At 40.3% G+C, this 18,544-nt stretch carries 21 protein-coding genes; 9 read left to right on the forward strand and 12 right to left on the reverse strand.

The features are described from left to right. Positions 1-11: 11 nt before the first annotated feature. The 3 genes from T500_RS15080 to T500_RS0103870 all read right to left on the reverse strand — a co-directional run bounded on the left by T500_RS15080 (position 12) and on the right by T500_RS0103870 (position 1,617). Complete coding sequence (locus tag T500_RS15080) at positions 12-353, reverse strand: cupin domain-containing protein (protein ID WP_028908269.1); 342 nt, start codon at positions 351-353, stop codon at positions 12-14. Positions 354-594: 241 nt separating this feature from the next. Continuing rightward, the gene (locus T500_RS0103865) at positions 595-1,185 is read right to left on the reverse strand and encodes a hypothetical protein (RefSeq protein ID WP_155267421.1); all 591 of its coding nucleotides are present in this window, start codon (positions 1,183-1,185) and stop codon (positions 595-597) included. A 12-nt stretch (positions 1,186-1,197) separates the two neighbouring features. Then, positions 1,198-1,617, reverse strand: coding sequence for an N-acetylmuramoyl-L-alanine amidase (locus tag T500_RS0103870; protein WP_028907014.1), 420 nt, complete (start codon positions 1,615-1,617; stop codon positions 1,198-1,200). 452 nt (positions 1,618-2,069) lie between these two features. Here T500_RS0103870 and T500_RS0103880 point away from each other — a divergent pair, with 452 nt between their 5' ends. Next, positions 2,070-2,654, forward strand: a complete 585-nt coding sequence (locus T500_RS0103880) for a hypothetical protein (RefSeq protein ID WP_155267422.1) — start codon at positions 2,070-2,072, stop codon at positions 2,652-2,654. 62 nt (positions 2,655-2,716) lie between these two features. Here T500_RS0103880 and T500_RS0103885 read toward each other — a convergent pair whose 3' ends face one another. From T500_RS0103885 to T500_RS0103895, 3 genes are all read right to left on the reverse strand, one after another. Beyond that, entirely contained in the window at positions 2,717-3,145 is a 429-nt protein-coding gene (locus T500_RS0103885) for a hypothetical protein (protein WP_028907016.1), read from the reverse strand. Next, positions 3,136-3,675, reverse strand: a complete 540-nt coding sequence (locus T500_RS0103890) for a hypothetical protein (RefSeq protein ID WP_028907017.1) — start codon at positions 3,673-3,675, stop codon at positions 3,136-3,138. Before T500_RS0103890 ends, T500_RS0103885 begins: the two co-directional genes overlap by 10 nt. 73 nt (positions 3,676-3,748) lie before the next feature. Beyond that, on the reverse strand, positions 3,749-4,300 hold the full coding sequence (locus T500_RS0103895) for a hypothetical protein (RefSeq protein ID WP_155267423.1): 552 nt from the start codon (positions 4,298-4,300) through the stop codon (positions 3,749-3,751). 374 nt (positions 4,301-4,674) lie between these two features. Between T500_RS0103895 and T500_RS0103900 the strand changes: the two genes are divergently transcribed. The 4 genes from T500_RS0103900 to T500_RS0103915 are packed head-to-tail and all read left to right on the forward strand — an operon-like array spanning position 4,675 to position 8,794. After that, entirely contained in the window at positions 4,675-6,669 is a 1,995-nt protein-coding gene (locus tag T500_RS0103900; RefSeq protein ID WP_028907019.1) for a tetratricopeptide repeat protein, read from the forward strand. 7 nt (positions 6,670-6,676) lie between these two features. After that, the gene (locus tag T500_RS16280; RefSeq protein ID WP_080694787.1) at positions 6,677-7,666 is read left to right on the forward strand and encodes a TIGR02281 family clan AA aspartic protease; all 990 of its coding nucleotides are present in this window, start codon (positions 6,677-6,679) and stop codon (positions 7,664-7,666) included. Position 7,667: 1 nt separating this feature from the next. Next, entirely contained in the window at positions 7,668-8,252 is a 585-nt protein-coding gene (locus tag T500_RS0103910) for a hypothetical protein (protein ID WP_028907020.1), read from the forward strand. Positions 8,253-8,263: 11 nt separating this feature from the next. Beyond that, entirely contained in the window at positions 8,264-8,794 is a 531-nt protein-coding gene (locus T500_RS0103915) for a hypothetical protein (RefSeq protein WP_028907021.1), read from the forward strand. A gap of 122 nt (positions 8,795-8,916) precedes the next feature. On the opposite strand, the gene T500_RS0103920 is transcribed toward T500_RS0103915, so the two are convergent. Together T500_RS0103920 and T500_RS0103925 are read right to left on the reverse strand one after the other, a co-directional pair. Further along, positions 8,917-9,765, reverse strand: a complete 849-nt coding sequence (locus T500_RS0103920; RefSeq protein WP_028907022.1) for a DUF6712 family protein — start codon at positions 9,763-9,765, stop codon at positions 8,917-8,919. Then, positions 9,765-10,784: a hypothetical protein gene (locus T500_RS0103925; protein ID WP_230580834.1), complete on the reverse strand. Its 1,020-nt coding sequence runs from the start codon at positions 10,782-10,784 to the stop codon at positions 9,765-9,767. The genes T500_RS0103920 and T500_RS0103925 overlap by 1 nt, the downstream gene beginning before the upstream one ends. A 617-nt stretch (positions 10,785-11,401) precedes the next feature. Between T500_RS0103925 and T500_RS0103930 the strand changes: the two genes are divergently transcribed. From T500_RS0103930 to T500_RS16285, 4 genes are all read left to right on the forward strand, one after another. After that, positions 11,402-11,854: a LexA family protein gene (locus T500_RS0103930; protein WP_036908457.1), complete on the forward strand. Its 453-nt coding sequence runs from the start codon at positions 11,402-11,404 to the stop codon at positions 11,852-11,854. Then, positions 11,839-13,131: a Y-family DNA polymerase gene (locus T500_RS0103935; RefSeq protein ID WP_028907024.1), complete on the forward strand. Its 1,293-nt coding sequence runs from the start codon at positions 11,839-11,841 to the stop codon at positions 13,129-13,131. Before T500_RS0103930 ends, T500_RS0103935 begins: the two co-directional genes overlap by 16 nt. 564 nt (positions 13,132-13,695) lie before the next feature. After that, entirely contained in the window at positions 13,696-14,301 is a 606-nt protein-coding gene (locus tag T500_RS0103940; protein ID WP_028907025.1) for a hypothetical protein, read from the forward strand. Between the two features lie 115 nt (positions 14,302-14,416). Next, positions 14,417-15,700 (forward strand): agmatine deiminase family protein, encoded by a 1,284-nt coding sequence (locus tag T500_RS16285; protein WP_196243466.1) that lies wholly within the window; start codon positions 14,417-14,419, stop codon positions 15,698-15,700. Between the two features lie 8 nt (positions 15,701-15,708). Here the strand turns inward: T500_RS16285 and T500_RS0103950 are convergent, their stop codons facing one another. From T500_RS0103950 to T500_RS0103965, 4 genes are all read right to left on the reverse strand, one after another. Next, the gene (locus T500_RS0103950) at positions 15,709-15,939 is read right to left on the reverse strand and encodes a hypothetical protein (protein WP_028907026.1); all 231 of its coding nucleotides are present in this window, start codon (positions 15,937-15,939) and stop codon (positions 15,709-15,711) included. Next, positions 15,936-16,955, reverse strand: coding sequence for a hypothetical protein (locus tag T500_RS0103955; RefSeq protein ID WP_028907027.1), 1,020 nt, complete (start codon positions 16,953-16,955; stop codon positions 15,936-15,938). Before T500_RS0103955 ends, T500_RS0103950 begins: the two co-directional genes overlap by 4 nt. Positions 16,956-17,246: 291 nt before the next feature. Next, positions 17,247-17,627, reverse strand: coding sequence for a hypothetical protein (locus T500_RS0103960; protein WP_013064634.1), 381 nt, complete (start codon positions 17,625-17,627; stop codon positions 17,247-17,249). Between the two features lie 49 nt (positions 17,628-17,676). Beyond that, positions 17,677-17,898 carry a hypothetical protein gene (locus T500_RS0103965; RefSeq protein ID WP_013065252.1) on the reverse strand — a complete coding sequence of 74 codons (222 nt, stop codon included), beginning with the start codon at positions 17,896-17,898 and terminating at the stop codon, positions 17,677-17,679. Positions 17,899-18,544: the final 646 nt, after the last annotated feature.

Below are 18,544 nucleotides of genomic sequence, written 5' to 3' on the forward strand. Positions count from 1 at the left end.
CGAAGGGATTTCTATTTGAAGAAATCCTTTCGCATCGGTGTGAAGGTGTCGATAAGAATGCCTGCTTCCAAACAGACACAGCCATGTGGCAGGTTGGGAGCTACATAATAACCATCGCCAGCTTTGAGAGTCTTCTTTTCGTCGCCGATAGAAACTTCGAAACATCCACTGGCCACGTATGTACTTTGGGTATGTGGATGTTGATGGATGGGGCCGACGGCTCCCTGCTCGCATTTCACTTTCACCATCATCAGGTTGTCGTCATATGCCATTATCTGACGGACAACACCATCACCGGCATCTTCCCATTGGATGTCGGAGGCTATTTGGAAGGTTTCACTTTTCATATTCATCTTTAGAATTTTACTGTGAATTCATCCTGGATATCGCTGTTCTCTACTTCGTAAGTCAGCACATGACTATGGGATTTTTTATTTTCAATTTCGGGTGATTCTACTGATACCCTTGCATATTCTTGATTCATATATTTCACTGTATATAATATATATCTTTCTTGTCGGAGGCAAAGGTACAAAAAATATTGGGAATGGCCTCACGGCTGTCCCAATATTTTGCTAAAGTTTCAAAAACAGATTAATGAAAACGCTTTTTCATGACATAAGAGATTATAATTATTAATGCAAGTATGGAAGAAAGAACCAAAAGATTCGTAGGAGCGGAGCTCGGATGAGAGCTTTGCTTGGTGGCCGATTTGAGCTTTTGGGACTGGGTGGCTACTGCTACGCTGTCCTTCAAATCGGTGGCCGTGACGGACTTCTCCTTGGTGCTTTCACCGAGGTGTAGGCCGTAGATGTGGAGGGACTTTGGAAAAGGCGAAGCGAGGACGGGACGCGAAGTGTCTCGTGGGCGCTGATGGCTATTGGGGACTTGTGGTGTGAGTGAGTCAGAGAGAGTTTCCAACCAGCCTTCTATCCCTGATGGAAACGCTGTTGGAAACTCCTGAGACTCATTAAAGAATATCATTGAGATGCTGTCTGCAGACAAGGAAAACTGTCTGGAGAGCGAATCGATTGTGCGGTAAAAAGTGAGACGGGATGCCGTCACGGCTGCCGTCTCACTTGCACTTACCGCCTTTTCGGACATGCGCACTGTCTTACAAGCGGTAAGTGACAGACAAAATGAAAACAAAATAACAGAGTAAAGTGAGCGAGAAAAGTATTTCATATTTTGTGTTGTCTATTTAAAGATGTAGTCATACTCGTGAACATTGAACGAAGGACAGGCCTTGGCTGCGAATTCGCGGTGGCCATGAAGAGTGGCTTGTGGGTAGCGTTTGTGAAGTTCCGATAGGATCTTCACGAACGCTTCCTTCTGGGCTGGTGTTCGGGTATCCTTTTCGGTGAGCTTAGCATCTTTAGCGCAACCGCCGACATAGCAGACTGCGATGGAGTGCTTATTATAACCTGAGCAGTGTATGCCAGGGATGGACTCATCCAGGCATTGATGGATGGTGCCGTCGAGGTATATCAGATAGTGATATCCGATGTGGGACCAATGGTTTTCTTTGACGTGCATACGTCGGATATCTTCGACTGTCTGGGCTCGGCCTTCGGGCGTAGCCGTGCAATGGCAGATAATTCGGCTAATCTCTCTCATTGGCCACCTCCCTCCTCTATTGAGTCAAACTTAGATTTCAGTTCTGCAAACTTAGTATGAATGTAAATGCTCACGCCAAAGATGGAGCCTGCGTATATAAGACACTGGGCGAAAAACAGAAGTACGGAGTCAGAGATAACACCGGTTGGAGCTACGATGAAGCCAGCTGTTGCTAGTGCTACACCAGCTAAAAGCATAGCGATTGCCGAATAGATTTGGATGTCAGTCCTAGTTTCTTTTGTCATGTTGTGTTTATTTATTATTGATGTCGCTAAGTTAATATCTATTGCATAATTCGGAAAAGACACTTTTTGTATATTCCTCGGTTGATGTATAAGGGACATTCAATTTCATAACTTATTTGAAAGATATTCTTTAAATTTCATTGTTGTATCATATATATTTCTTATATTTGCAAAATTAATAGTAACAATGAAAATAGATTGTGTATCATGAATATTAAAGAAAGCGTTTTAAAAGAGATAATGAATATGCCTAAACAAATTACCTGTAGGTATAGTAACGAGGAAATAGAAGCAATGATAAGAAGTTATTTTGAAAAACATAACTACAAAAACGTTGCTTCAGATTTTGCATTTGACATTCAAAGATTTGAGGAAGAAGGAGTCTCAAAAGATGATTATTATGACTTATATTTTGAAATCTATACAGATAGGTATTATGACGAGGGGAAACGATATTATTATAGGTTTCACATAGGTAGACCATATAAGAAGAAAATTCAAGAATTACTTCTAGTTACAGATAACCCTAGTTTGGAAGCATTTATAGCATACAAAACAATTCAAGAAACTTGTGTTTACATATCTAAACAAATAAATCCTGCAGACGGAGTTTTTCACGCTAGAGTTAATATAGCATTATCTTCAGACATCGAAAGAATATTAAGTTGTCAATATAGTAAAATGGTGGATAAAGATTTTTACTTAGTAGATTGTGTAAAAGTGAGTGAATACTTGATAGGCCCTTATAGAAGATTATTGTTTGCACCATTAGATTTGACTTTAGTTATATAATGAAACTGAAATATAGTAGGATTACCCTGCTATAATAAAAATCTTAATAGTATTGAATCATTTTAGTGGTTGTAGCGGCGGTAGTTGTCGTCTAAAGACTGAGCGACGATGGCGGTGAATTCTTGACCGATATTATCAGCCAGGAAGTCACGGAGGTTGAGAACTGAGGAATAATACTTTCGAGAAAACCACTTCTTAGCGACACGTCGCTTTTCACGACCTATATCCCCGGAGTTGCCTCTGGGGATTTCCTTTCCTGTGCCGAAATCCTGCCAAAGACCGTATTCGAGGAAGGCCTGAGACAAGCCTATCTCTATAAAACGGCCATCGGCTCTTACTGGCAAAGCGCTGACGGAGTGCAGCAGCCTGCCTGTGTCGATGACATCCAGTAGCGTAATCTGCTCTTGCCAGATTTTAAGCATTGTGTCGTTGAAAGCGAGAACAAATTTCTCACGCTCGCCTTGTGGATCGGGATGCTGATTCAAGTCCATTCCTCTTGGTTGAATTGTAAATCGGTGTAGGTATCAACGGCGATTTGGAAGTACGCGCAAGCGCATCCTGAGAAGAAATAGCGGTCGATTTCCTGGAAGGAGATTCTAGGGTCTATATAGATAGAGTGCTGCTGCAGACGAGTGTGTTCCTGGATCAGGACAGACATAAACTGTCGGAACAGCTCGCGCATGGCATCGATACAGGACTGACGAGCTACCATATTATCAATGGTGTGGCGCATGGCGAAGAACACTGTTTTTACTCGGCGAGTGTGCGGTGTGTTATTGATGTCCGTAAATCCCTGTGAGATGTCGGACACGCAGACGAAAGCCGCTTTTGTCTGCAATTTGGCCAGGGCTTCTTCGAAGCCGTCAAGCCCAGAAACTCGACAGAAGGTGAAGTGCTTGGACTGAGCGAACTTGTTGCGCTTGGTCAGGTCTTCAAAGAACGATGTGGCATCCCAATTGAAGGTGTCGTTGTTCTTTGTTTGTGTCGGCTGTTCAGGCGTATGTGGGAGAAATGGCAACATGAGTAAATGTATAAGAAATAAATGTAAAAGCTTGGTAAATAGGCTGTTGTTTAATAACGGCGAAACAATCTTGCTAAGGCTTCTTATAAGCCTTTCGAAGCTCTTCGGCTTCCTTCGCCTTAGCGTCAAGCTCGGTGAGGGCGCGCCAAGTATCCATCTTTAGGATGCGCTCTTCCTTGGTGATGTCGCCACCTGTGAGGGCTCGGATCATGGCGTTCGTACTTTCACGCAATTGGCTATAGATATCCGGCTGGCTGCTGCCAAGCAGGTTGCCCTCGCCCTTAGCAGGGGCTGGCTTATAGAAGTTCGTGAAGAGCGATGCGAAGTACTGTTTGAGTGAAGCCATCCAGTAGAAGATGCCAACCAGATGGGCTTTCGAGGGCTTCACATGGTCGCTCCCATAAAGGATTTGTGCCATCTGAAGCAATAGTTCATCTTGCTGTGTGTTGAGATAGCCCTGGAACAGGTTGTCAACATACAGATACTGCTCAAACGGGACCTTCTCGAAGTCCGCTGGCAAAGCGCGGTGTTTGCCGATTCGTGCGATACGAATGGGCATTGGGGCGAATGAATCAAGAAAATCAAGAACTGAGGTGGCTTGCTGAATCTGCCTGACTCTGAGCACAACCTGCTCTTTTCCTCGCTTTATTAGGAAACGATGACGCGGCAGAGTGGCAAGCACCTTTAAGTGATTCCACTTCATGAGGCAGAGGGACTTGACCTCTGCTGCAGACAAGTCGCGTGCGAATAGTCCATAGACCATGAGCAGCTGCTCGTCTGTTAGTTCGGCCCAACTTGTGGGGAGTGTGATATCAAATGATTTCATGATGCAAAGATACGAAACCACTAATTTATAAAAAAGACAACTGAGTTTTGTATGAAGAAAAGAATAATATGGCATATTTTTCAAAATATAAATGGAAAAAAATAGTTTTTGGGGTATATAATTGATTTTTATTTGTATCTTTGCAAACAGAAGTTGATATAACTAAAGAGCTTATGGAAAGTTGTAATAGAGATTTTAATTTAGCCGCAAAGATTATTCTTGCGATATCATTGATTATTATATTAAGAGAAATTACTAGTTGCATTACAGCTTATTCCTCATACGCATTGTTTGGTGGGGATAACTGTTGGCTAATTATAGTAATGATTATAATCAATTGCCTAATTTTAGTATCAGGTATCCTCACATTTGCAAGAAAATCATATGGATTAATCTTTCTCACTTTTTTATATATAATTAGATTATTTGTTTTTAATTGGGGTACAGATGTATCTATAAGTGAGCAATTTATTAGAAATTTGATTTTTTTTATTAGAGATTTTGGTATATTTGCTATCGCAATGTGCTTTAAGAAGAATGGCGTTTCTGGATGGTATTCTATGTTATCATCAAAACATACTCTCAAAACACAAGAATTCAAAGAGGTTGAGAATACTGAAGAAGATATTGTTTCTTCTACAAAAGCAACTAGTAACCTTGTTGCAGAATCATCGGCAACGATTGAAGCACCTTTTGTTGATGACTTGAAAAAAAATAATAAAAACGAAAATTTGGAACCTGGAGATAATTCTGGAGCTGAATGTAATACAGAATCAAAAAAGATTTCTCTTTGTAATAATCTTCAAAACCTTTCAAAGAAAAAGAAAGTTGTTTTCTCTTGTATGCTTGCTGCTTTATTAGGGATTGCTTTTTTTGTTATTTTCGTAAATTTCAATTCATATCCAAATTATGTAACATCATTTAATGATAAATGGAAATATACTTTAAATTTGCCGAATAATGAATTGGGACGAAGATTATTTTGTGAAGCATATTCATCACGAAAAAATACTTTATATCTTTTTGAGGCACCGGGATACAACAAAGAAATATGTGACTCTGCTAGATTCTTTAAAAATAGAGATGATCTTTTCCGTGAAATCCCTTCAATTACTGCGTATTATGCAGATTCAGAGATAGATAATTTTGAGAGAATTTCTAAAAATGAATACTATATTGTAAAACCTAAATCTGGAGATCCATATTATTGTTTGGGCTCTCAATTAATATCTAATGATGATAATGTAGCTTCTATGTCTAAAATTGTATATAATACAAAAGAATACAATTATAAGAAACAACTTGAAGAAGAGATAAAAATAATAGATGAAGCTGCTCAGTTACCATTATCGGATATAAACTTGATAAATGAAATAGGAAAATTTTATGAAAAAGCTGGAGTTTTATCGAAAGCAATTGATTTTTATCGTTTTGAATTAGAACATAATGGAACAAAATCTCCTGTTAGAGGTATGCTCGCATATGCATTGGCCTTGAATGGTGAATCATCCGATGCGCGTAAAGAAGCAGAAAAGTCAATCGAAATGAATCCAAAAGATACTGTTGCTTTATCTGCCATGGCCATACTTGAAGCGGAGGATTTAAATTGGAAAGAAGTTAAATCATATGCCAAAAGAGCTATAGATTACGGTGCACAAGATTCTTATGTATATTACGTTTATTGTGAAGCATTATATAAGCAAGGTGAAATAAAAGCTGCTCAAAAATATTATAATATGGCATATGAATTATATTCAAAGAATCCTTGGAGAGAGAAATATAAAGATTATGCAGGGTGTCCATTTGAAGTTTTAAGTTTTCATTATGGATCTTTTAAAGATGGAAATTGCATTATTCCATATGATGAACCTTTGGTGAAAAATAAGTGCTATTATATTGGATTTCGTATTGATGTAAATGTTTTACGCAGAGAAAACGTAGAAATCGGAATAAAATTATACTCTAACGGAAGACTAGAACTAGGAAACGGATCTAAAAATGGGTTTACATTTACAGATCATCTTGATAGGAGTAAACTAGGAAAAAACTCCTACTATTTGTCGGGATGGGGTTCAGAAGGACCTGGGGCATGGACACCCGGTGAGCATCAAATAGAGATATGGTATAAAGACAAGAAAATAGCAGAAGATTCATTCTATATATATTGAATATCGTATGAGAAGACTATTTGCATATTTAATTTTTTCAATATCATTAGTGGCAGTTCACGCTCAGACTGTCATTCAAATGGTAGAAGATCAGGGTGTATACAAAATACCTTGTGAAATAAATGGTCTAAAGGTCAAAATGGTTTTTGATACTGGAGCCTCTATGGTAAGCCTATCACAGGCCTTAGCAGAAATGATGTTAGACAATAAGATTATTTCCGCTTCTGATTTTACAGGTAAATCAAAATCTCTAACAGCAGATGGACGTATAGTAGATCATACAGAACTTAATCTTTCAACCCTCAAAATAGGTAGTATAGTTATTTCGAACGTTAAAGCTGTTGTACAAAACAAACAAAATACACCGCTTCTATTGGGACAATCTGCTATTCAAAAACTGGGCGAAATTTCCATAAAAGGTGATAAATTATATATATTATCAAAGACTCAAACGAACACTTCTGATTCGTATGATAATTATTTAGAAAAATGGGATGCAATTCATAATAAGTATTCAAATTATACTTATGGATTTGGCTGGAATTTGCCTTCAGATTATAAATGGGAAAAAGTAGAAGGAAACGAGAGACATACTATTTTTCGAGCTGAAGGAGATCCGTTTATTGTATTTGTAAATGGAAATGTGGCAGATAAAGTCAATGATCTTTGGAATGTTTTTGATAAATTCAAATTATTAGTAGAGAAAGTCGATAAAGCATACGAAAAGAAAAGTGGAATTATTAACTATGAAAGAACACTTGAAAAGTGTATTTTAATGGGACAACATGCTATTAAAACAACTTTTAAAGAGTATTTTAAGGATAGCCGATATAAAGATCCAGTTGAAGTATATGCCGAAGAATATATCGTAATAAATAATGGATATATGCTAACTATCGCAGTAAAACTGCCATTAGAACTCCACGATGTGGACGGTTGTAAGGATGAAATAGCAAGAATTTTTAAAGGATTTCATTATTCTGTAAAGCAAAGATAATATGAAAAAAAACATTCTATTTATTATTTTGGGTTTAGTGCCTTTATTTGTTTATTCTCAGACCAGCTCTGGGCGTTGGAATAATATAACAGCAACTTATACAAACGAAACACATCAAATCACATGGAAACTTATTGAAGGATTAGATTGGATAGGACGACCTATCTTATCGGAGTCAACACTGTTTAAAGTTCGAAATGATGATACTCATATTTTAGTAAAATTGGGCGCAAATAAGGCGGAAGGATTGAAAGGGGACGTATGGGATTTAGTATCAGATCAAGAACATCCACAACTAGAAATGATGCACAGGCAACAAGCTCAGAAGAATGGTATGACTTATCTGGGGACTAAATCAGCTAAGAGTCAAATATGTGGTTATCATGCCATAAAGAAACGAATTGATATGAAAAAAAACTATCCAGAATTAGGACAAACAGTTCACTGTATTGAGATTGAATATACTTTGTATGCAAAAAATTATATCTACATAATATCAGTAATGGCTCTTTCTGTGTTAGAAGAAGAAACCGATCTGTTTGAAACAGTTGCTGCTCAGATTTTTAATGGATTTAGTCTTAATTAAATTTTAATCATATGAAAAGATATTTATTTGTAATAGTAGCTCTTTTTTTATCACTAACTATATATGCGCAGGATTGGATATATGTAGATGAGACAGATGATATGACATTTTATGTAAGTCCGTCAGTAAGAAAAACAAATAGTAATTATGTAGCTCACGAAAAATGTGTCCCTAAGAATTTAATTGCTGAGCGCGAAAGACTTGTCAATTCTATGGAAGATACAAATTTTTATAGATATGCATATTATATAGTAACGGAACTGGTTGATATAGATATATATCGTTTAAAATCTCTCTCATTTGTATATTATGACGATAATGGTGACGTTATAGATTCATGGAATTGCAAAGACGATGATTGGCATTATTCAAAACCAGGTACAATCATCGAAAGTTTTTGCAAAAGTGTAGAATATTTAGTAAATGGTGATAAAACTCCTTCATATACATTACCTAAAACCACTATGAAACCTGTTAAACGAAAATATAATAATCCTCTTAAGAATAAAGTAGTAACAAAAGGAAAATATATTAAGAAATAATAAAGAATTTCATATTTAGTTTGAAAAATATTTGTAAGGCATTAATGGAACTATAAAATTCGAGAATATCCTGATGACTTACAAATATTTTTTTCAAACGGATGATTTATATAATAGCATTACTACAACCAGTACCCACCTGATTTTTCTTTGTTTTTGAAGACATTTGGAGTGTAGAGGGCGGCGACTGCGGAGGTGTGCCAGGCGGGGAATATGTCTTCGTGTTCACGGATGATGGTGATTAAATCGTAATAACATTGGGGGTGAACTTGGATGTTGTTTAGAAGCTCCAACTCGTAAGCCTGGAGGGATTTAATCACCTGCTCTTCGAGGGGTGATACACTGCGGTGCTGGGTGAATACGTGGGAGCGGAAGACTTGCATCTGCTCGTGAGAGAAGTATGTGTCGGCAAGAACGGACTCAATCTTTATGAGACGTTCGTGCAGCTGCTGGTACGAGTCCCAGATATGTTCGCGGATGGCGAGACGGCGGCAGAGGCTCAGGAACGGGAACATTGTGGCGGCGAAGTATTTACCTGGTTCGCTTTGCTGCCAGTCCGTTCTACTGGATAGACGAAGGATGAGAGCTTCGATAGCGGCGTCGCGCTGAGACTCGAGAGAGGCGATCAGAGCGGCGACGCGCTCACGAGAAGCGGGAACAACGGTTTGATTAGAGACGATGCCGAAGCCATTAGGGGTCAAGACTAAATCAAGCGAAGGGATGGCTGTCATATAGGCATGACAGGCAACGAGCTTTTCCAATGGGTAACGAAAACGCTCGTTAGGACCTGAGCTGCCTGCTTCTGCAATCTCGTCGAAAATTGTTTCAGGAACGAAAGTGTCTAATACCCATTGCTCGGCCGATTCGAGATATGGGTAAAGCTTTTCAATCAATGTAGGCTCGCCCTCAGCGGTGGCCAGTACGTTTGGTATGAGCAAGCGCAGCTGCTCGTCGGTGGTAATCAGTTTCATTATTCTTCTTCAGTCTTATTCGGTGTAACAAGCTTAGCATCTCTATTTTCATCAAGCGTAGAAAGCATGATGAATGGACAATCGGGATGAACGCCTTCCCAACCGTTGAACCTTATTATGATATGGTGAACGGTGAAAAGAAGGTCGTGATATGGCTTCTGCAGGGCCTGGGCGATGGTATAGAGCTCACGCTTGTCAGAACCGGAATTGTTTGTCTGACTCTTTCCTGGTACTGAGCCGACGAGGTTAGAATGAACGCGCATCGTAAAACACATCATGTTGACGGCTTCGATAATATCTGTCGACCAGTCGCCACCTTCTTTTTCCGTTTCTACCTTATTAATAACTACGTCATGTTGTTCGTGGCCATCGGGGGAGATGTAGAACGTAGAGAAAAGAACCTTACCTGAGTTTTCCATACCCGTCAGGAAGTTGATGATTTTTTCCTTCTCCTCCACTACCCTATCCATCTGCTTCTTGCGGTCGGTAATTCCTTCGGCTTTGAAGATTCCGTCCCAGAATCGATTGGCAATTTCGATGTGATACTTGATTGGCGCTGAATTTTTCAATTTAGCTTCCTTGGCCATACCAATGAGACGCTTGATATTGTACCAGTTGCCCTTGAAAAGTGAACCATAGTAAGGAATTGGATAATACGTGCTGTCAGGTGTTGGTACACGGCTGACGATGGCGAACTTTCGAGTATTGGATTTGGGCTTCTTACCTTTGGCTGACTGCATACGTTCCTGCAGGTCAGCCCAAGGAGAATGGAAATCCAGAAGTTCTATCTTCTCGACTTCGTCCTTACTGGAGATAGACTTTCGCCAGTTCGCATACAGGATATACGGAATGCTGCCAGACTTGTCTGCAGGGGCAAAACGGCAGTAGCAGGCCTCTTTGCGGAGAATACGTACAACTTTTGAACCATCAGAACTCAGGATGATGATAGACACACAGAAACCGAAATGCTTGAAATCCTGGCAGACACCGAGGAAATACGAGGCCAGAGAGTTATCCATCAGGAACTCCTGGACTTGTGACTTGGTGGCAGCACTGGCCTGGGATGTGTCATAGACCAGGCCGGAACCATAGCAGACTTCAGCATTGAAGATCTGACAGGTGGATAGTGTCTCGTCGGACTCAATAAGCTCGAGAATGCGGTAAGGCATCTCGTTATCAGCGCCCCACGGCATATACTGGTAGCCTTCGGCCAGAGTGCGTGGGATGATGTCAGACTGCTCTTTGAATACTTCGGAGCTATTGACTGTGAATGCGGCGCTGGCTTTGAGGTCCGGGATGGATTCAACAGAGTTGAAGGAAACGAAATTATTCATATCGATGATTTTTCTGGCAAAGATATGAATATGACTAGGGATGAAAAAAGACACAAAAAATGGCGAGCTTCACAGCCAGCCATAATTTACAACTAATAATTTAACCCGAGCCAGGAATAAAACCTGTACTCACTCATTCTTGCCCTTCACAGGGGTATGAATGAAAAAATCTAGGTATGGGCAAAATGCCCATGGCCAAAAACCAAACGCAAAGGTACAAAGAATAAATGAAATACAAACATTTTGGCTAATAATTCTTGGAATTAGTGAGAAAATTGTAATTTTGCAGCAAAATGAAGAAAATGAAAGAACCAGATATACAAAAAGCAGATGTATCTACGGAGCTGGAGCTGCCGATGTACGATGCGATAGCAGCCGGATTCCCTATTACCAGTGACTATCCTGCAGACAGGCTGGATTTCAATCGCGACTTTATCAAGCACCCCGAAAGTACTTTCTATGTGCGTGTGAAAGGCGATTCTATGAAAGAGGCCGGCATCTTCGATGGCGACTTGTGCCTGGTAGACAAAGCAGAAGAGATGGTACATGGCAATATCGTGGCTGCGTATGTTAACGGTGGGTTTACGGTGAAGTACCTGGATACGTCGACTAAGGATCAGGGCTTTATCCGATTGGTGCCAGCCAATAAGGATTTCAAACCGTTTATCATCGATTCATCAGACGAGTTTACTGTCTGGGGAAAAGTAATTTTTACCATTAGAGACTGGAGGAATAGCTATTGTTTGCCATTATAGATTGTGATAATTGCTTCGTGAGCTGCGAGCGTGTATTCAGGCCCGATCTCAACGGAAAGCCCGTCGTTGTACTATCGAACAACGATGGCTGTGTTGTTGCACGCTCAAACGAAGCAAAAGCAATGGGCATCAAAGCTGGAACTCCCTACTTCCAACTAAAAGACCTCTTTCCTGGACAGGAAATAGCGGTATTCTCGTCGAACTACGAACTGTATATCGATATGACCGACAGAGTGATGTCGCTCATCCGAAAGGAGGTGCCTGAATTCTATCGTTACAGTATAGATGAAGGCTTCTGTATGCTGAAAGGTATGGAGCATCTCGACCTGAAAGCATGGGGCGAGGAGATGCATCAGCGCATCAAACAATGCACGGGTATGCCGGTAAGCATCGGCATCGCCTCTTCTAAGACCTTGGCAAAGATGGCCAGTCATTATGCAAAGAAATATCCCGGATTTCATCATTGTTGCTATATTAACAATGTGACAAGACGCGACAAGGCCTTAGAACTGTATCCCATTAGCGAAGTGTGGGGCATTGGCCGACAGTATGCTAAGCGCCTTGAAGCTGTGGGCATCAAAACAGCCTATGATTTTGCAACGCTCAGCAGAAGCTGGGTTCGGTCGACCTTTAACGTTGTGGTAGAGCGCACCTGGCGTGAACTCAACGGCGAGGATTGCATTCTTCTGGAAGACATGACTAAGAAGAAAAGCATCTGTACCAGCAGAAGCTTCCCAGGAATGGTGCCAGACTTTGAGATGCTGCGCACCAGTATCAGCAACTTTGCTGCCCACTGTGCAGAAAAGCTTCGCAAGCAACAGTCAGCAGCGGCGATTGTGAGTGTTTTCATCGATACAAACCACTTCCGAGAGGACTTGCCACAGTACTGGAACTATGCTGAGGAACGCCTGCTGACTCCCAGCAATTCTACACAGGATATTGTGCAATGTGCTCTGCGCTGCACCCAGAGGATATACCGACAAGGGTATCAGTACAAGCGTGCTGGTGTAATCGTGATGGGCATCTGCCCTACTTCGGCTGTACAGACCAATTTCATCGACTACGATTCGGAGATGTATGAGAAGAAGCGAAGGCTTGATGAAGCCATTGATCGTATTAATCGAGTCAATGGTAGTGAGACTGTCGTGCTTGGCTCGCAACAATACACGGCTAAAGACGGCATTGGCAAAGCGAGTGTTTTCCGAGACAGCATCAAGCACGACTTCCGTAGTCCAAGCTACACTACAAAGTGGAGCGACATTCCTGAAGCAGAATAAAAAAGTGGCTGGCTTTCACAAGCTGGCCACTTTACTCATTAAAATTTACTTATAGCTTAGTCAATTTCTAAAAGAAAAAGACTGTGGATCATACATGCCTTCTCAGGTGGTATGGTCCCAAATACAAAATATCTTTTTGCTGATGCTTCTGGCTAGTTTGATTTGTACAAAAAGAACGTGGACTTGCGTATCCCACGTCTTCACACTCAGGCTCTGGATTGCCGTAAAGAAAAGAACATGAGACGACAAGCCCACGAATATATACGTGAACCGTCGTACCCCGTCTTGTTCTTTGTTTGAATTTTCCAGATTCGAGTGTGCAAGACAGAAGCGCGTCAGCTTCGTTTACCAATAAGATGCTGCAGAAGCACAGATGCATGAGCAGCAGGAACAGCGACGACTTTTTTAGTCCGCTTGTTCCGGGTGCAAAGATACGAAAAAAAATGGAAATTGAGCAAAAATTAGGGCATTGATGAAAAAAAACGGCCAAAAATTTGGAATTCTCGAATTCTTTTTATACCTTAGCTGATATTAGTTATTAACATTTTATAAATATTTTTTATTATGGTTGAATATAGAAAAGATAAAGTAAAAATCTTTTTGAATGAACTTGAAGAAGTCAAAAAGATTGAGACTGAAAAAGACCTTCAAAAGTACTTTGAAGGATTAGCAATAACGTTATTCAATCAGATAGATATCCTGGCTGGCAAAGACAGGTATTCTTTAGCTGAAATAGAATTTTACTATCAAAATGCTATTTTTAAAGATGGCCAGTATAAAGACACATATGCCAGGACAAAAACAGCAGGAAGTTTATTCTGGCATTTAAGCGGTATTGATATATGCTTTGAGAGCAATGAAAAAGAAGGCTACTTTGGAGGCATTTTAATTCGTAGTATAGTTAAGGAAGATGGTAGCCTTATAACAGGACCTATGTGCTGTTCTGATGAATTGCTGAACAGCTGCGTCCAAAGTAGTTCAATTGAGAAACCTTCTATCATTCCTATTCTTGTCGATAAAGAAACTGAATTGAATATTGAGCCATTGTCAACAATTAGGCAAGGCATAGAAGCAGATAAAGATGGATGGAAATTTTGTTTCTACACAAAAAGAGACTCTTGGAAAAACTATAAAGGAAATTATTATAGCGCACGACCTGACAAACGATAGTAGTAATTATATGGTAATTGACTCTCAAACCAATAAGGTATATTTCTCGTCTTGGATACCCGAGACGTGCCCGAAGCTTTGGACTGAACTCCAAAAAGTTCTTCGTGATAATCATGTGGATACAGCCTTACTGACCTGTACTAACGATATATGGTGCAGGGATTTCATGCCTATACAGATAGCACCAGATAAAATGGTGTTTTACGACTATAACCCAGATTATCTGCAGAAAAAAAAGAAATACATCACCAACACCAAGAAGTTGGCTTCTATGTTTATTCGAGTGATGCCTAAGGTCGGTATTAAGTATTTGAACCTGAAATTAGATGGAGGAAATGTGGTCAAATGCGGCGATACCATTGTTATGACCGAAAAGGTTTTTCATGAAAACAAAAAATTAAGCCGGGAAGATATAGAAGAGATGCTTCGCGATGCTTTTGAGTGTGACATCATGTTCCTGCCCTGGGACAAAAGTGAGAAATATGGTCATAGTGACGGTATAATCCATTATTTGGGCGATAACAAGGTTTTGCTCACAAACTACGATGATTTTGATTCTGATTATTATCATCAATTTAAAACCATACTTGAACAGAAGTTTGAAGTAATACCGCTTCACTATCCAGTCAAGAAAAAGCATGAAGATAATTGGTGTTACGTCAACTATCTGCAAATTGGAAACTTGGTTATAGTTCCTCAATTGGGAACACCAGAAGACGAGATGGCCATCGAGCAGATTCAGAAGGCTCTTCCTAATACAAAAGTGGTGGGAGTTTCCGCAATAGAGGCGGTGAAAGATGGCGGAGCACTTAATTGCCTGTCTTGGAATATCGATGCCAGTGAAGCACAATTAGTGTCTGATAATCCTTATAAACAGTATGATTATCTCGAACTTATTGAAAAAGCAGATATTGAACCGATAGTTTTTTCTCCCTATTTTGCTTGGTTGGAAAACCGCGAGAACTTACCCACTAATGATTATATGAATGAGCTATTACGCTATATTGATAATTCTCAGAAAGTAACAGAAGAGATTCTGGATGCAGCGAGAAAGGCTTTACATGATCCAGAATTGAGTTTACCAGATAAGTTTGAAACACAAGATGATATCAGACAATATGAATACCAGATTGTATATACAAACTTACTTTTAAATGCGATTTTGCATGATAGCTTGCAAATAGAAGAAGCAAACAATTTTTCAAGGACAAACGTACTTGAAAATCCGAGTTCACAAGAAATAGAGCGAAAAGCCTCGCAATTCCATGATCTCATTTTTTATAATGAAGAATTCGGCAGGTTTTATATAGAACCCATATTGCCACCATTTCATGATGATCCTCCTATAGACCCCATAATGCCACCTATTGATCCTCCTATTGATGATGTTCCATTTTAAGCAAACATCTACATAAATACTTCCATGCCGTTGAGCTGGAAGATGCAGCACTCGCGAGTCTGGCGGATCTGATTGGAGTCGAGCAGCTTGAACTTGCGTGTGCCTTTGTAGTGGTCGTATTTGATACAGATACAGCGGTGCCACTCCTGGATCTCGCCTTTAGACGTCCATAGACGGATATCGACTGGCTCAGGACGGTTGAGAATCAGCCGGGCTGTGGTAATGTGGATACTATTCATGGGAGAAACTCGTTTTGTTCCGCATAAGTCCAGGTGAACTTCAAGCGGATGGGGTTAGAATTATTATCTGATACTTCTGATGAGGTATCTGAAATTAAGACTTGAGCGAAGACTCCGTCAGCAACTTCTCGAGTGATTTCCTGGGAAGAGAGAAGCTGAGTAAGGAACTGTGCTTCGGATAGTGTAAGTGGTGCTGTTTCCACTTCGTGTTTGACTTTGACGGAAGTGTCGTAATAAGCAACCTTATTACCACAGATAGCTTCAGAACGGTCAATCTCCGTTTTTGAAGTAGTAGCGCCGAAAAGGCAAACCGTTTCCCAAAGATTAAAATTACCTTTGAACTGGAATGTATCAGATGGAGCGGTGGGTGAGAAATATATATTGAACTCGCGCTCCCCTATTCTATAAAAGACCCGATGTATTGTGGCGTTGTAAATGCCACTAAGCGCCAACAGATTCTGGAACCGCGCATAACTGGCCTCAGATGCGATGATTTTGGGTGTGTCGGACTGTTTATTGCCGAACGTGACTGTTGATTTGAGCATCGACTGTACTGATGGCATGTTGTAATAGATATCGCAATAGTTTGAACTCTGCTGATATGACTGGGCATAGTTGTATAGCGTAAAGGGGCATGTTTGTGATAGCAATGCACTTTTGCGTGTAGTGAGGAAAGCGCCCAAAAGTGCTTGTTCTGCGCCTTTAAGTGATTTCAAATGACTGTATACTACCTTGATGACACCCGATGTGTAGGTAAAGTTCTCGTAGTCCTTGACAGTCAGGACGACCGAGGCGATGGCCAGCTTCTTTTGCAACATAGCTGACTCGACGATAGACCGGATGTCACGTACATATGCCTTCAAGCCGTAGATATAGTACTGAGAGGAGAATACTTCCACCTCGTCAATGGTGATAGTGACGGTGACTTGCGGTGTGAGCGATTCAATCTCTACCTCTTCAGGTAAGTCAGCTGTGAGGCATAAAGAGGAAAACGAAGTGTTGATAATGGTGGACATATCTTTTTTTTGGCAAAGGTACAATTGGGCGGTGGGCGGGGAAAAGACACGAAAAGATGTTTAAAAAAAGTGTAACATTGTTTAATCTGCGCTAAATAATGTAGAATGAACAAAAAATAACGAAAAATAAACATCAATTTCGAAAGAAATGTATATCTTTGCAGTGGTTAAGGTTTATGGTTGATTAATTTAGTTTTTTAAGTAATTTTTTTCTGGAAAGGTTCGCTGGGAAGCGAGCCTTTTTTGATAATATATAGCAACTTTTTCTAGTACAGAAAAAGATAGCACTCCTTAAAGGAATGCTATCAATTCTTGCTGTGGCTCTGGAGCCATCTGAACCACTTTGGGCTCCTTCTTTGCGCGGGGCTTGCGCTGCTTCTTAGGCTTCTCTTCAGCCTCTGGCTGCTGTGCCTCCTGCTCTGCAGGCTTCTCTGGCTCGGCAGCAGCAGCTTCAGCTTTCTGCTTTGCAATTTCCTCTGAGAGGGCCTTGAGGGATGCATCCTCGATGCTATATCCTGTCTGCTTCTTCAGGAGAAAAGCGAAACGCATGGCTTTGTAGGGGCTCTTGCAGTATGCCTTACCTTGTTCTTCACCTGTGATGGCCACCATCCAAACATTGTTCTCACTCTTGTTAGACTTCACTACTGAAATGATAATAACTTTTGCTTCCATAACTTTAATATTTTTAAATTGTTAGACTTATCTTTGAAATACTTTATTCTTAAACTTTATATACTTCGACATATGTGATATCTGCCATCAGATCATTGGCCATGCTCTCTGCTATCTCTGTAGCCTTAGCAAATGTATCGGCTTCAACCTCGTACTCGTAATACTCACCACCTTCGCAATTTACAACTACATTGTAGATATTGCCCAGATAATAACGCTTGTTATACAATCTGCTGTGGGTAAAAACTGATGTTTGTACATTCTGTGTCATAATTTTTATTTTTTAATGTTTGACTTCTTGTTAATGATAAGCTCCGAGGAGCTTTTGTAATTTTTACGTGCATATAAGAGCAGCAAGCGGCAAGTGCTTTAATGCAAGGAATTACCAGCAAAAATAACGGAATGCCCCATTTTCTTTAGGCCCTGACGTGAAGAAGAAAATGCGGAAGGCTGCTGTGATTTTTGAGCAGGAATCGGGAACTCGTGACCAGTACTTGCAGAGCACGGGATTGCGCTAAATTTGCAAAGGAAAAATAAGTAAAGGGCCTCACAGGTAGCTATCATGAGAAGTCCAACATGTATAGAGAATGTCAATGACACAGATTCAGCAAACATCCAACCAACGGCAGGTACTAACAAGTGCTATTGGCTACCCTATCCTATTTAGGGCTATATCTGCATTGTCTTTCCTTTGTGTATAAGGTGTGGTGAGTGTTGTACGAGGTATGTGTGCTGATTTTCCTATTTACCTTGTGGTACAGGGAATAGCTGAAGGTGGCCACTACCCTACTTTACTGGCAGATTACATCGAAGTACAGATAAGTTTTAGAGCTATGGCGATAAAGTATCAAAGTAAGGATAACAAAAATGTTGAAGTGGAAAGCAAAATACCTCTTTCGTGGATGTGAAGGCATTCA

Source organism: Xylanibacter ruminicola Ga6B6 (assembly GCF_000687715.1).
Taxonomy (GTDB): Bacteria; Bacteroidota; Bacteroidia; order Bacteroidales; family Bacteroidaceae; genus Prevotella; species Prevotella ruminicola_B.

Coding starts and splice junctions, on each gene's coding strand:
- T500_RS0103870 (WP_028907014.1), bottom strand. CDS start 1,617: ATGAGAGAGATTAGCCGAATTATCTGCCATTGCACGGCTACGCCCGAA.
- T500_RS0103925 (WP_230580834.1), bottom strand. CDS start 10,784: ATGGATAACTCTCTGGCCTCGTATTTCCTCGGTGTCTGCCAGGATTTC.
- T500_RS15080 (WP_028908269.1), bottom strand. CDS start 353: ATGAATATGAAAAGTGAAACCTTCCAAATAGCCTCCGACATCCAATGG.
- T500_RS0103920 (WP_028907022.1), bottom strand. CDS start 9,765: ATGAAACTGATTACCACCGACGAGCAGCTGCGCTTGCTCATACCAAAC.
- T500_RS16280 (WP_080694787.1), top strand. CDS start 6,677: ATGAGAAGACTATTTGCATATTTAATTTTTTCAATATCATTAGTGGCA.
- T500_RS0103890 (WP_028907017.1), bottom strand. CDS start 3,675: ATGTTGCCATTTCTCCCACATACGCCTGAACAGCCGACACAAACAAAG.
- T500_RS0103910 (WP_028907020.1), top strand. CDS start 7,668: ATGAAAAAAAACATTCTATTTATTATTTTGGGTTTAGTGCCTTTATTT.
- T500_RS0103880 (WP_155267422.1), top strand. CDS start 2,070: ATGAATATTAAAGAAAGCGTTTTAAAAGAGATAATGAATATGCCTAAA.
- T500_RS0103865 (WP_155267421.1), bottom strand. CDS start 1,185: ATGAAATACTTTTCTCGCTCACTTTACTCTGTTATTTTGTTTTCATTT.
- T500_RS0103950 (WP_028907026.1), bottom strand. CDS start 15,939: ATGAATAGTATCCACATTACCACAGCCCGGCTGATTCTCAACCGTCCT.
- T500_RS0103930 (WP_036908457.1), top strand. CDS start 11,402: ATGAAAGAACCAGATATACAAAAAGCAGATGTATCTACGGAGCTGGAG.
- T500_RS0103955 (WP_028907027.1), bottom strand. CDS start 16,955: ATGTCCACCATTATCAACACTTCGTTTTCCTCTTTATGCCTCACAGCT.
- T500_RS0103915 (WP_028907021.1), top strand. CDS start 8,264: ATGAAAAGATATTTATTTGTAATAGTAGCTCTTTTTTTATCACTAACT.
- T500_RS0103900 (WP_028907019.1), top strand. CDS start 4,675: ATGGAAAGTTGTAATAGAGATTTTAATTTAGCCGCAAAGATTATTCTT.
- T500_RS0103960 (WP_013064634.1), bottom strand. CDS start 17,627: ATGGAAGCAAAAGTTATTATCATTTCAGTAGTGAAGTCTAACAAGAGT.
- T500_RS0103885 (WP_028907016.1), bottom strand. CDS start 3,145: ATGGACTTGAATCAGCATCCCGATCCACAAGGCGAGCGTGAGAAATTT.
- T500_RS0103940 (WP_028907025.1), top strand. CDS start 13,696: ATGGTTGAATATAGAAAAGATAAAGTAAAAATCTTTTTGAATGAACTT.
- T500_RS0103965 (WP_013065252.1), bottom strand. CDS start 17,898: ATGACACAGAATGTACAAACATCAGTTTTTACCCACAGCAGATTGTAT.